We start from the raw sequence: 12,671 nt of genomic DNA, 5'->3' as shown, positions 1-12,671 counted from the left end.
AGAGTTATGGATTTCTCGAAAATTATTTCCGCCCGCAATGGTCGCATCGCTGTTTCTGGAATTCGAAAAGTATTCGAACTCGGCAAATCGCTTAAAAATCCCGTCGATTTCAGCATCGGACAACCCGATTTCGACGTCCCGGAAGTCGCCAAGGAAGCGGCCATCGCCGCAATCCGCCGCGGCGGCAACACTTATACGGTCACCCAGGGAATTCCCGAACTGCGCTCGAAAATTTCGGAAGAAGTAGCTACCCGTCTGCCGGGACAGGAACGCGAAGTGTTAATCACCAGCGGCGTTTCCGGGGCTTTGCAGCTGGCGATTCTGGCAACCGTCGACCCGGGAGACGAAGTCATCCTCTTCGACCCCTATTTTGTGGCCTACCCCCACATGGTCACCCTGGCGGAAGGTAAATCGGTTTTTATCGACACCTATCCCGATTTTCAGATCGATGTCGCCAAAGTGGAAGCCGCCATCACCCCTCGAACCAAGGTGATATTGTTCTCCTCACCGGCAAATCCGACCGGCGTGGTGCTGCAACGCGAGATCGTAAAACAATTGGCCCTGTTAGCTAAAGAGCGGAACATTCTTCTTATTAGTGACGAGATTTACAGGCATTTTCACTATGAAGGGGTATGTCCTTCGGCGGCGGAGTACGATCCCAACGTCCTGGTGGTAGATGGCTTTGGTAAGAGCTACGGTATGACCGGGTGGCGTATGGGATTTGCGCACGGTCCGAAGGCTATCATTCAGGAAATGGCGAAATTGCAGCAATTCACCTATGTGTGTGCCCCGAGCATGGCTCAACAGGGTGCTTTAGCCGCGATGGATTGGAATCCGGCCGAAATGGTGAAAGCCTATGCTCGCAAGAGGGATATAATTGTAAACGGATTGAAAGATCGCTACGAAATTTGTCCGCCTTCAGGAGCCTTTTACGTTTTCCCCAAATGCCCTTTTGGTACTGCCCTCGAATTTGTTCAGAAAGCCATACAGGAACAAGTGCTGATAATCCCCGGAAGCGTCTTCAGTCAGCGAGATACGCATTTTAGAATCAGCTATGCCACCAAAGAGGAAACTCTTTACCGGGGAATTGAAATTCTGAATCGTCTTTCCCGATAAGGGAATCTTGTGTAGATTAGCGAACTTAAATACTTCCGTACGCTCTGGTATCGGAACGAACGTGATAATTGCAACGAAAGGAATATCGATGAGCCGATTGATGCGTTCCTGCCTCGGTCTGGCAGTTCTCTTATTTGGGTTGATTAACCCGCTAAGCGCTGCCGACTGGAAATCGACCATACCCAAGAGTTACGTGGTGATCGTCGGGGTTGGCCAGTTTGGCGATAAACAATTGAAGAGCCGCCCCAGCGCGGAAGTCGACGCCAAAGCTTACTACGACTTGTTCACCGATCCCAAGATCGGTACGGTTCCGGCCGATCACGTCTTCCTGTTTACCAGTGCAGCCGATGAAGCACGCAAGGGCAAAGTGGGAACCAAAGAGAATATTCTCAGCACTCTCAAAGATATCAATTCCAAGGTAACGGCCGATGAACTGGTCTATCTGATCATCGTTGGCCAGGGAGGTGCTGTAGGGACTCAGGGTTGCATTTTCGTGGCCGACAGTAACTTCAAGGATCGTGCGAACAATGCTCTGAAAGGCTCCGACTTCGAAACGAGTCTGAAGGGACTGAAATCTCAGCTTTGCACCTTCTTCGATGTGAACTTTAAAGGATTCGAAGCTGGCGATGAAGCGGTTCTGAATCCGCAATTGAAGGAATTTCAGGATGTCTTCCTGGGAACCAAGGGCAAAGACTCCGATGAAGACACGGCGGTGGACGGTCGCGTTATGGTATTCTCCGGCCGTACGATGAACGATCCTCTGATTCTGGATAATAAGGGCTTGTTCACGAAAGTAGCGATCGACGCCCTGAAAGGCGCGGCCGATAAGGATGGCTATGAAGCGGATGGTGTAATTACTCTCGATGAGTTCACCAAGTATATTGAAAAGGAAACGCCGATACTGGCTCAGAAGCTGGGTAAGGATAATCGGGACAAACTGCAATTCCCCATAGTTTTCGCGGGCCTGGAAACGCACTTCGTGATGTCTCACAATCCCGTGGTCTTCCCGAAAGTCGAAGAACACCTCAAGGCTTTGGACAAACTCGAAGCCGACAAGAAAATCGACAAAGATATCGGCGAGGAAGCTCGCAAGTACATCAGTCGCATGCCCAAGCTGAAGGCTTTGCAGGAACTCCGTAAGGATTATGTGGCCCTGGTCGAAGGGAAGAAGTCCCCCGAAGAGATCGTCAAAGACCGGGCAAAGATCCTCGAAGAGATGGTGCTGCCCCGTAAAGACGCGGTTCGGTATGCAGAAACGGTCCTCGCCGGGATTGCGGAAGTCCGCAGCATTTTCATCAAAGACACCAAGGAAGATGAACTCATCGCCAACGGCGTCAAAGGATTGTTCCAGCGTGCCGAAGTCAAACTCCCGAAGGATATCACCGCCAAATTGCTGACGCTCGGCCAGATGCGCCGCAGTGAAAAGACCGATCTGCTGGCCGATGCCCGAGTGGTGTTGGGCAAGCGGGAAGACCTGGAAGATTACAAGGATGCGGACATCACTTTCCAGATGATCACGGCTAAACTCGGCGACAACTACACCACCTATTACGACAAGGATAAAGTCGCTGAAGTCGACAAGCAGACTCAAGGCTCCTTCTCGGGTATCGGTGTTGTCATTCGTGCCGACCTCGCTAAAGACGCTCTGAGAGTTGTGACCCCGATCAAGGGGAGCCCGGCTTACAAAGCGGGTTTGCGGACCGGCGACCTGATCACCTCGATCTATCGAACCGTCGACCGCAACGGCAAACCTCTGGCCACTCCGGAAACTACCTCCACCAAGGGGATGGATACGATTGATGCCGTGAAACTGATCACCGGGAAAGCCGGCACGAATGTTTCGGTGACGATCGAACGCGAAGGCGAAAAAGACCCGATCGTTTATGAGATTACCCGCGGCATGGTGGAAGTCGAAAGCGTGATGGGCTACAAGCGCAAAGACGACGATACCTGGGATTACTACATCGATCCTGCCACCAAGATCGCTTACATCTACCTGAGCCAGTTTTCCCGCAAATCGGCTACCGATATGGAGAAAGTCCTTCAGAAGCTGGAAGCCGATAAAGTGGCCGGACTGATCCTCGATTTACGGTTCAACCCCGGAGGGTATCTGGATGTCGTTCACCACATGAGCGAACTCTTTGTGGATGACGGGGTGGTGGTTTCGATTCGTCCTCGGGTCGGCCGCGGGGAAACCAAAGTGGCGACGCGAACTGCTAATCGAAAATCGACCTACACGCGCTTCCCGATCGCCTGTCTGATTAACGGCGAGAGTGCCAGTGCCAGCGAAATTCTCTCCGCATTCCTGCAGGACCACACCCGAGCGGTAATTATGGGAGAACGCAGCTACGGTAAAGGCAGCGTGCAGACGATCGTCCCCTTCGCACCGACTGGCGGAGAGTTCAAGATTACCATTGCCACCTTCTGGCGACCCAACGGTAAGAATCTGAATAAGGCCACTACCAAGGGTACGCCGGAAGAAGATTGGGGCGTTCGTCCCGAATCCCAGTACGAGCTCAAACTGACGCCTCAGGAAACGAACGATTTGCGGGAACGTCTGGTCAATGACTGGTCGGTAATTCCGCGCCGGGACTTGAAAGCCAAGGAACCCGTCAAGCCTTTTAAGGATCGTCAACTTGATATGGCTCTCCAGTATCTTCGAGCCCAGATCAAATCCTAGTCGATGGCAGATCTGACCCGTTTACTTAGTAGACGGGCGGATCGAACTTTATGAAATAATCGATTCTACCCGACAAGTTATCACAATCTCTCTAAGCCCGCGACTAACCCTCGCGGGCTTGTATTTTTTGCAAGCAAGTACTTGCGTTGTCTGCCGGGGAGCGCAGAATCTTGAGAGAAACGGGCTCGAATGCTGAGCCAGTGATTTCCTCCAATCGGATACACGGAAAAGACGATCCGGGTTTCCTCACGGGAAGAATCGAAATGCGGAACATCAAGATTTGCTTCATAGCTCTGGGCCTGGCTTTTCTCGCAACCGGATGCTGCAGCACCAATTCGAGTAATTGCTCTTCGAATAGCACGAGCAACTCACCTGGATTCTTCTCACGCATGCGGAACTGCATGTGCGGCGAAAAAGAGGCGATTCCCGTTTCTTACGGTTCCGCCCCCATCTACTCGGGTCCGATTTACAATAGTGGCCCGATGCTGAATCCCCCGAGCAACGGCACGATTCCGCCAGCGGGGATTTACGAAAACCCGGGCAAACAAATGCCGTTCAAGCCGGAAGATAAAGAGACGAGCCGACCGGCTAAACCGATCAGCGAAGTGAAATTGCCCAAAGATCCTTTGACCGGAGCCCAGTAAGGGAGCCCGGGTCCTTCGGATAAACTTATTCGGCGGGATCTTCCGTAGTCTGTTCCGGGGCGGGATTCGACATCACCTTTTGCACAGTTTCCAATAGCCGTTCCATTGCGAACGGCTTTCTTATGTAATCGACCACTCCCAGAAACTCCGCATACGCTTTATGACGGCTGCCTTCGTTGGCGGTGATCATAATGAACGGGGGAGCGTCTTTTTTATCCCGAAAATGTTCGAGAACCGGGTATCCCCCCATTCGCGGCATCATCATATCCAGTATCACCAGATCGGGCATTTGATTGTAAATGAGCTGTCGACCCGTGTTACCATCGTGCGCATGCAAGACCCGGTAGCCTTGTTTTTCCAGAACGGTCCGCATGCCCTCCACCATCTCACGATCATCGTCCACCAGCAAAATCGTTTTCACAGCGGTCATAACCAGCCTCCTTATAGCATCCATTCTACGATGTTAAGACGGGTAAAGTCTGCCTGTTGTTCCATCTATTCCGAAGTTCGGGGGTTCATAATGCAAGAACTGAGCCCGCCAAGGATACCGGACTTGCGCTGGCGACCTTTCGAGGACGAATAAGAGGATGGAAGACTAGGATGAAAGGGATGCCGATGCGCGTCAACTGCTGGTTATTGATCGTCTCGAGCCTTTGCAGCATTTGCATGAATTCGAATGCCGACGAACCGCTCGCGCGACCGATCGAAATTCCGCCGCCGAATTTCTCCGACTCTGCTCCGGCAGCCGAAACTGCTAAACCAGGCACTAGCTGCTACGAGGGGGTCCTTAGCCGCTTGCGCGTAATTCCGATGGACTGCTGCCGCCTGGCGAATCCCTCAAAATATCCCGCTGTGGTGCCCTGGCTGGCTGAAGCCTGCCGAACAGAGACCCAAAAGAGCCCAGTGGTCGCCGTTCAGTACGTCGAACCGGTCCAGGTTGCGGCAGCAGCTGCAGCAGCCCCAGTGCCCGCTCACTGTGAAGAGTGCAAGCAAGGCGGATTACAACCCCATGCACATTTTTCGCTCTTTGGCCTCGCCCGAGTCCACACCCCCTGCCCGGCTAACGGCGTGCTGACTCCCTATGTGAACATTAAGGGGCATCGAACCGCCGCCGAGAAACAAGCTTGCGATCCTTTCAAGAAGGACAAAGGATGCAACACTTGCGTCGACAAGTCCTACCTGACTCAATTCGATCGCCCCGTGATCGAGAAGAGTTTCAATCGGGACACCCCCAACCCTCCTCGAGCTTACAAATTGCTCGCGGGCAGCCAGCGTTGTGATGTGATCATCAAAGATCCCGAGTACACCGGTTCCCTGGAACCGACTCCCGGACTCTACCAGCCATTAGTTCCCAAGCATGGCTCCCAGACTACGACCCCCTCGGCCGAGAAGCCGAAGGTCGAAGAAACCCAGAAGGTCTTTGTGAATCGGAAAACGGAACCGAAGGCGGAAATTCCGGTGATCAAGACTCGATTCTCGGTCGATCAGAACAAGTAAATCTTTCAGCCGCCGGGCAAATGGTTTCGGCGGCGCGATCAAGGTTGGACAGCCGCATTTTCGCCCACCACCGTCATCCATTTTCGGATCCGCCAACCCGTCACAACTTTATTGATCACGTACGGATCGGATTTTGCAAAATCCTCCAGCAGCTGAGGATTTTCGGTCTGGAACAACAACACCGCTCCATCCGCCGGTTCGGCCAAGGCCCCTCCGAGAAGCAGTTCGCCGCGGGCTACTGCCGCTCGAGCATGTTCCAGATGGAGAGTGCGAAAAGGAATTCGAGCTTCGGTGTAATTCTCCACCACGTCGTAGAAGAGCAGATAGTGCATCGATCGATCTCAATTAAAGAGAGGCTTCCAGTCGCTTCAATATTTCAGGCATCCAGTCCAGATGTTCGGGTTTCATGACGCAGGCCCGCAAGCAAACCAGATCCTCGCGATCCCAATTCGACACGACTCCCGCCGGTTCAACCATCTTTCGGGGAAAAGTCGCCAGGGCCAGATAGAGTTGGGATTTTTCGGCCTCGGTAAAAACTTCTCGTGCTAGTCGGGAAGACTCACTGGCCGTATGCGCTCGGACACCCCAGACTAAAATGTCGAGTTCCGGTTGGAATAACGGCACAAACCGCTTACCGGCTTGCAGTTGATCGTGAAGCTGCAAAGCTCCCTCCCGGCATTTTTCGAGGCTCCGGGCAAAGGAACCATTTCGATCCAGAGGGAGCAACTTCATCGTCGCCCAGAGCGCGACAGCCGAGGCACCGGCCCGGGAACACTCCAGGGAGATTTCTCCAAGGTGCAACTCCTCAGAGGTGAAGTATGTGTACGGGGAGTCGTGTTTGTAGAACCTGCCGACACTCGCCTCTCGAAACAGCACGCAACCGCAGCCGTAAGGTTGCAGGCCGTGCTTATGCGGATCGATTACAATCGAATCGACGTTGGCTATCGCATCGTAGGCGGCCCGAGCGTGGGAACCCAGGTTGCTCGCGAGAGTAAAGTAACCCCCGTAAGCGGAATCCACGTGGAGACGGAACGGAAATTCGTTGCGCAGTTCCAGAATTTCCGGTAACGGGTCGATCGTTCCTGCGGCCGTGGTCCCCAAAGTGGCCACCACGGTGCCGATCTCACCTGTTTGCAGCTGTTCGCGGAGATCGCCAATATCCATCCGACCTCGTTCGTCCGAGGCAATTTTGCGAAAGGGCACCCCCAGTACCGCGGAGAGTCGCGAGTGGGTGTAGTGCGCCTGTGCGGAGGCCGCGACCGCTTTTCCGGGAGCCAATTCGCGAGCGATCCAGAGGGCTTCGAAATTCGCCATGGTGCCGCCACTGGTCAAATGCCCCAGAGAACTGGACCATCCGAACATCGCGGCGATTTGAGCTACCGCCTCTTTTTCCATCTCCGAACTGGCTCGGCCGCCATCCAGAGCATGATTATTAGGATTGATGAACATAGCCAGGGCATAGGCCAGCCTAGCGACGGGGTGCGGCGGCTTCAGCATCTGCCCCACATAAAGCGGATGGAAGTAGGGATAATTTTCCTGCATCCGGCCGGCTACGGAAAGAAGGATGGAACGGACGCCATCGGAGTCTAGTGCATTCCCGACTTCCGGAAGAGTCTGGAATCCCTGGCCCATCGCTTCGAGGGCCTCTTGAAGCAGCGAAAGCCCTTCGGTTTCAAAAACCACGGCCATGCCTCGGAAGAAGAATTGATAGGGTGGGCGAGGGAATGACTGATGGATTTAGAACTTGCTGGAACCGCTATCGAACGTCTGCCCAGTAATAGGAATCCGGATGCGACGACGGCTCGCATCTTTGCTTTGCAGAATGATCGAGCTATTTCCAGGTAATGCACCATACAGCTTGTTCGCTGGGATAAGAACCTTCAGCGACCATTGCGGCTTGCCATCTTTAGGCGGCAGCGGAGTGAGATTCACATCCAGGAACGGCGGCACGGTCAGATCGGTCAGCAGTTCCAATTCGAGATTTGGAAGGTTACTCATGACCGTGACTTCGCGGAGGCGAGCCTGATTCGATGGGAAAGAAGTACCCATATCGATTTTGTCGATATCCTTCGGTCCGCCGATGATGGTAATATCGCCGCGAACCAGACCGTGAATAGGAAGGGAGAGAGCCTCTGTACCCTGGTTAAAAGTCAGACGGCGTTCGAGCGGACCAAGGTCTAATTGGGATTTCACCAGCTTCCCATCTTTCATCACTTCCTTGGATTCGTAAACCGTGAATTTGGTTTTATAAGCGCACTTGATGTGCAAGGGCTTACCGATCAACTTTGTGAAGGATTGCCCCAGAGTTTCGTTTTCGCTGGCGGGAAGTCGTTCCAGCGGCGTCCAGACGAAGTTTTCGGTTTGATGATTCCCGGACACCTTTATGGTGACATCGACGTCTGGCCGGGTGGCTGAAAAGACGATCAGATCCCTGGAAATCGTAGTACCTTCGGTCATTTCACCCAATCGAATATCATTTTCCGGACTGCCTACCACCATGATCGCGAAGCTCGGTACGACATCGACGCTCGCTTCGAGTCGAGTCGGTATTGCCGTCATGTTGGGAAGTTGAGCATTCAGATCCGCCGTTACCAGCTGAGACTTCGGATCCCCTTTCCCCAACCAGCTGATTCGCACAATCGCTTGCTGGTAAACGCCGTCTTTCATGGGCGGGATCGTAGCGGTGGTGATCTTCCCTTCCTTATTTAACGGGCTCCAGGTTATGCCCGCTCGCAGCGCCTCCGTACCGATCAAGTTCCAGACTAATCCACCGATGCCCATGAAACCGGTCATCGACTGATTCATTTGAAAATCCAACCAGGCTTTCGGGTCAACCACACCCAGCTCGGCGACCACGCACTGGGTGCAACTCACGGTGGGCACGGTGGCTACGATCGGTTCCGGATGCCGATTTTGACACCAGAAATCGAAATTCCCGTGCGAACCAATCTCTACGGTCGATTGCCAGAATTTGGTGTAGGGGGCATCCGCTTTGGCGTCGGCTCTCAAAGTAAAAAATTTGAGCGGTGGGGCTTTTGCCAGTTTTTGACTGTTCTTCTTATCGCTCTCGACTTCTGATTCCGTACTGGTGTAGTTCGTGAGAAAGGTTATTCCGAAGACGAGCCCGGCGAGGATCACGATGGGCAGCACTATCTGAGTCAGCGATTTCATAATTATTTTCCTGAGAAGTCTCTCGCATTAACTACGAAACGACGCCGTCATCCGTTCGCACGTGCATTTGACGATTCCGAAGTTCATCCCGCAGCCGGGCCGCCGCTTCATAATCTTCTCGCTGAATCGCGGCCTGAAGCTGTTCGGAAAGAGTGGCTTCAATATTGAATTTTGCCCGCAGTTGCTGATCCATGGCCCGCAACTGTTTCACAAAAGGATCTCGCTCCTCCTGCTCCAGCAAATTTTGATCTTCGAAGAATTTGTGAAGAATTTCCAACCCGTTGCGGATGTGGTCGATTCCTTTTTCCGGGTTTCCCCCTTCGGAATGGAGCGCCGCCAAAGCCTGAGTTTTATGAAACAGCACGAACGGCCGATAGCGTTCGTGAGCTTCCTTGACCTCCTCGTTGGGAGCGTGGTCCCGGACGAGATCCATAAATTCGAGAGTGTGATTGGCATCGGCAATCGCACCTTCGTAGTTGCTCAAAGCGAGATAACAGATACGACGATGGTAAAATTGAACGAATTCGCGATCGGCTTCACGGCAGTGCGTCTCGTTCAACTCGAATTCGCGGCCCTCCTTGTTGGCCTGCGTTACCAGATGCTTGAGGTAGTCGAAGTAGGTGGGAAATCCTTCGGGCTTGCGTCCGTCCGGACGTCCGGTCATTTCCATTTGCATGATGCCCAGATCGAGGCGTATCTGCAGCACTTCGCGCTCGGGAGATACTTTCACCACGCGCGTTTGCAAAGAATCCGGATTGAATTCCCAGGATTTCAGAATTGGATCAATATCGTCGGCCATGTCTTCTGAATCTCAGTCTTTCTTCAAAGGTTGACCATTACGATCAATTGCCCCCGCCGCCACTATTATAAGTTTAGCAGGGTCAATGTACTTGCGGGCCATTTCTGTGACTTGAGCGGGTGTAACCGACTCAACTTCCCGGACAAATTTCTCAAAATAATCGTTTTTGAAGCCGTACCGCTCCATCATCAGCAGACTTTCGGCGAGTTTTTGATTCGATGAGAACGTAAAAGGCAGACTGCCAATCAGAAACCTTTTAGCGTTTTCCACCTCTACAGCACTGGGATTTTCTTCGCGAAGTTGATTGATCTCCTTGAGGAAACCGGCCTTCACCTGAGCGAATTTATCGTTAAAAGTGCCAATATATCCTATGAAAAGACCCGGTTCATCCGAGGCGGTGGCCGTGATGGTCGCATTCACCGTGTAGGCCAACCCCTGACGATCGCGCAAATTGGCCGAAAGTCGGTCGGTAAATCCTGGCCCTGTACCGAGAATATTATCGAACACCATCAGCTTGAAAAAATCGGGATTGGTTCGGGCCACACCGACATGGCCGATGTACACGTGCAGTTGAGAAGCCTCGTTGTCGATGAGAATTTTCTCTTGCCCTTCCTTGGGTTTCTCCACAACGATCTTTGGCAACTCGGGAAGCTTGGTCCTGGTCCAGTGAGCGGTCGCCGCGGTCAGCCATTTCAGAACTTCATCGGAATTGAAATCCCCCACGACGGCCACAATTGTGTTATTCGGGACAAAAACCTGCTGGTGATACTTTCTAAGATCTTCGGCCTTCAGTTTGGCAATCACTTCCAGATTGCCCATGCCGGCCCGCCCGTAGGGGTGTTCGCCGTAGGCTCGAGCGTAAAATTCGATGCGTGCCCGTTCATTGGCTTTTCGTTCTTCTTCCTGAATCTGCGTCCGTAACGCCTCTCGCTGGCTTTCGAGTTCGTTAGCTGGAAATGCCGGTGTTGTCAGACATTCGAAGAAGATATCGATGCCGGCTTTCAGATCGTAAGACAGGAGTTTCATCACGCCGCCGTTGGGGCTAAAAGACATTTTGGCGGCCCGGCTTTCGATGATCTCCGCGATCTGTTGGCCCGTATGCTTCTTGGTCCCCTCATCGAGCATATTCCCGGTCAGATGCGCGATGCCGAACAGTTGAGGCGGTTCGTACATAGTCACATTCTGGACGTAAGCATTCAGAAAAGCGATGGGCAGTTGGTGATTCTCGAGCAGTACCACCCGCAGACCGTTGGGTAAGGTTTCGTGGCGGGCCTTACTGAAATCATAAATCGGCGAACCCTTCACCGCGGCCTGCTGTCGGCCGAGCACGGAAACCACGTTTTCGGAGGCGGTCGCCCCGACTTTCTTTTTCTCCGTTGCTTTGGGCATGGATTCGATGATGACTGGTTTGCGATCGACGAAGTACTTTCGGGCCGCCCGCTTTATGTCCGAATTCGAGATGGCCATCAGCCTCGGCAGGGAAGATTTCAAATAATCCAGATCTTTATCGAGCACGGAACGAGTTATCAAATCCGCCAGGTTGTGCACATCTTCCAGGTTGAAAACATAGGAAGCGATGAATGATCGTTTGGCGCGGGCAAATTCCGTCTGGCTCAGCCCGTCTTTGCTGATCTGCTTCAGGACGCCCTGAAGAGTTTTCTCCGCTTTGGGAATGCCTTCGACATCCGCCAGTTCGATTCTGATCTCAAACCAGCCGGGATATCGTCCGGTATTATTGTTCGAAACCACGGTGGTGGCCACCTCTTCGCCTTCGACCAGTTGCTTATAAAGCCGAGACATCCGTCCATCGGTCAAGGCATGCTGAATGACATCGAGGGCGGGATCGTCCGGCTCACCGATCGTGCAGGTATTAAAGCCCACGAGCAGTCGGGGGGTATCGAACTTCGACTGAAACTTCGACTTTAATATCCTGGTGCGATCCACTTCCTTGGGTACCGGTTTTCGCTCAGGAAGTTTGGCGGCCGGGATGGGTCCAAAGAGTTCTTTTATCCTGGCCAGAGCAGCTTTTGCATCGAATCCCCCGGCGACCACCAGAACGGCGTTGTTGGGATGATACCAGCGATCGTAATGCTGTTTGATGATCTCCGCCGCGGCCGCCCGGACGTGAGTTTTTTCGCCGATCACCGGATGTCCGTAGGGAGTCTGCTTTCCGAATAGCAATGGCAAGAGGGCTTTATTTTCCAGCTCCCAAGGGTCATCCTCGTTACCATCCAACTCCGATATGACCGCGCCTTTTTCCTGCTCAAATTCATGTTGGGCGTCGATTTTCAAATGTCTCATACGGTCGGCTTCGATTTCCAGGGCCTGCATCCAGCGATCCGCAGCGAAATCGAAGTGATAGATCGTCATGTCCTCTGTAGTGTAGGCGTTGTTGTGACCGCCGTTACGTTGAGTCAAACGATCGATGTCGCCGGGCATGATCTTATCCGTGCCTTTGAACATCAGGTGTTCCAGATAGTGTGATAGACCGGTCTGATCCAACTCCTCATCCGCGGAACCCACTTTGTAACCGACCATGGTGGTTACCGTCGTCGCGTTGGGGATGGGCTTCAGGTAGATCCGCAAGCCGTTCGGGAGAGTATCATGCTGAATTCCGTCGAAAACGGTACTGACCGTTTTCAACAGAGCTGCATTTTCCGATTTTTCATCCGCGCGTACCCCAGTGGGTGACAGCGCGAGAAGAAAGGCAAAAAGGAGGAAACCGAGTCGCATAGAGAATCCTTCTTGGTTGACACTCGCAGTT

10 protein-coding genes are annotated in these 12,671 nt (G+C 53.0%); 4 read left to right on the top strand and 6 right to left on the bottom strand.

What is annotated here, in order from left to right:
* Nucleotides 1-6 precede the first annotated feature (6 nt).
* The 3 genes from KIH39_RS04345 to KIH39_RS04335 all read left to right on the top strand — a co-directional run bounded on the left by KIH39_RS04345 (nt 7) and on the right by KIH39_RS04335 (nt 4,440).
* Nucleotides 7-1,116: a pyridoxal phosphate-dependent aminotransferase gene (locus KIH39_RS04345; RefSeq protein ID WP_213498044.1), complete on the top strand. Its 1,110-nt coding sequence runs from the start codon at nt 7-9 to the stop codon at nt 1,114-1,116.
* A gap of 88 nt (nt 1,117-1,204) precedes the next feature.
* Nucleotides 1,205-3,796, top strand: a complete 2,592-nt coding sequence (locus tag KIH39_RS04340; protein WP_213498043.1) for a S41 family peptidase — start codon at nt 1,205-1,207, stop codon at nt 3,794-3,796.
* A 263-nt stretch (nt 3,797-4,059) separates the two neighbouring features.
* Entirely contained in the window at nt 4,060-4,440 is a 381-nt protein-coding gene (locus tag KIH39_RS04335) for a hypothetical protein (RefSeq protein ID WP_213498042.1), read from the top strand.
* Between the two features lie 25 nt (nt 4,441-4,465).
* Here the strand turns inward: KIH39_RS04335 and KIH39_RS04330 are convergent, their stop codons facing one another.
* Nucleotides 4,466-4,870 (bottom strand): response regulator transcription factor, encoded by a 405-nt coding sequence (locus KIH39_RS04330; protein ID WP_213498041.1) that lies wholly within the window; start codon nt 4,868-4,870, stop codon nt 4,466-4,468.
* A gap of 170 nt (nt 4,871-5,040) precedes the next feature.
* On the opposite strand from KIH39_RS04330, the gene KIH39_RS04325 reads away from it, so the two are divergent.
* On the top strand, nt 5,041-5,937 hold the full coding sequence (locus tag KIH39_RS04325; RefSeq protein ID WP_213498040.1) for a hypothetical protein: 897 nt from the start codon (nt 5,041-5,043) through the stop codon (nt 5,935-5,937).
* 38 nt (nt 5,938-5,975) lie between these two features.
* On the opposite strand, the gene KIH39_RS04320 is transcribed toward KIH39_RS04325, so the two are convergent.
* The 5 genes from KIH39_RS04320 to KIH39_RS04300 are packed head-to-tail and all read right to left on the bottom strand — an operon-like array spanning nt 5,976 to nt 12,640.
* Entirely contained in the window at nt 5,976-6,269 is a 294-nt protein-coding gene (locus KIH39_RS04320) for a YciI-like protein (RefSeq protein WP_213498039.1), read from the bottom strand.
* 13 nt (nt 6,270-6,282) lie between these two features.
* A complete protein-coding gene (locus KIH39_RS04315; RefSeq protein ID WP_213498038.1) occupies nt 6,283-7,626 on the bottom strand; it encodes a pyridoxal phosphate-dependent decarboxylase family protein in 1,344 nt (447 codons plus the stop codon).
* 48 nt (nt 7,627-7,674) lie between these two features.
* Entirely contained in the window at nt 7,675-9,108 is a 1,434-nt protein-coding gene (locus KIH39_RS04310; protein ID WP_213498037.1) for a hypothetical protein, read from the bottom strand.
* 31 nt (nt 9,109-9,139) lie between these two features.
* On the bottom strand, nt 9,140-9,907 hold the full coding sequence (locus KIH39_RS04305) for a UvrB/UvrC motif-containing protein (protein WP_213498036.1): 768 nt from the start codon (nt 9,905-9,907) through the stop codon (nt 9,140-9,142).
* A 12-nt stretch (nt 9,908-9,919) separates the two neighbouring features.
* Nucleotides 9,920-12,640: a M16 family metallopeptidase gene (locus tag KIH39_RS04300; RefSeq protein ID WP_213498035.1), complete on the bottom strand. Its 2,721-nt coding sequence runs from the start codon at nt 12,638-12,640 to the stop codon at nt 9,920-9,922.
* Nucleotides 12,641-12,671 lie beyond the last annotated feature (31 nt).

Source organism: Telmatocola sphagniphila, assembly GCF_018398935.1.
Taxonomy (GTDB): Bacteria; Planctomycetota; Planctomycetia; order Gemmatales; family Gemmataceae; genus Telmatocola; species Telmatocola sphagniphila.
This window is presented reverse-complemented; position numbering and strand designations above follow the sequence as displayed.

Bases quoted from the DNA above. Each gene is read 5' to 3' on its own strand.
- KIH39_RS04345 (WP_213498044.1), top strand. From the start codon at position 7: ATGGATTTCTCGAAAATTATTTCCGCCCGCAATGGTCGCATCGCTGTT.
- KIH39_RS04340 (WP_213498043.1), top strand. From the start codon at position 1,205: ATGAGCCGATTGATGCGTTCCTGCCTCGGTCTGGCAGTTCTCTTATTT.
- KIH39_RS04335 (WP_213498042.1), top strand. From the start codon at position 4,060: ATGCGGAACATCAAGATTTGCTTCATAGCTCTGGGCCTGGCTTTTCTC.
- KIH39_RS04330 (WP_213498041.1), bottom strand. From the start codon at position 4,870: ATGACCGCTGTGAAAACGATTTTGCTGGTGGACGATGATCGTGAGATG.
- KIH39_RS04325 (WP_213498040.1), top strand. From the start codon at position 5,041: ATGAAAGGGATGCCGATGCGCGTCAACTGCTGGTTATTGATCGTCTCG.
- KIH39_RS04320 (WP_213498039.1), bottom strand. From the start codon at position 6,269: ATGCACTATCTGCTCTTCTACGACGTGGTGGAGAATTACACCGAAGCT.
- KIH39_RS04315 (WP_213498038.1), bottom strand. From the start codon at position 7,626: ATGGCCGTGGTTTTTGAAACCGAAGGGCTTTCGCTGCTTCAAGAGGCC.
- KIH39_RS04310 (WP_213498037.1), bottom strand. From the start codon at position 9,108: ATGAAATCGCTGACTCAGATAGTGCTGCCCATCGTGATCCTCGCCGGG.
- KIH39_RS04305 (WP_213498036.1), bottom strand. From the start codon at position 9,907: ATGGCCGACGATATTGATCCAATTCTGAAATCCTGGGAATTCAATCCG.
- KIH39_RS04300 (WP_213498035.1), bottom strand. From the start codon at position 12,640: ATGCGACTCGGTTTCCTCCTTTTTGCCTTTCTTCTCGCGCTGTCACCC.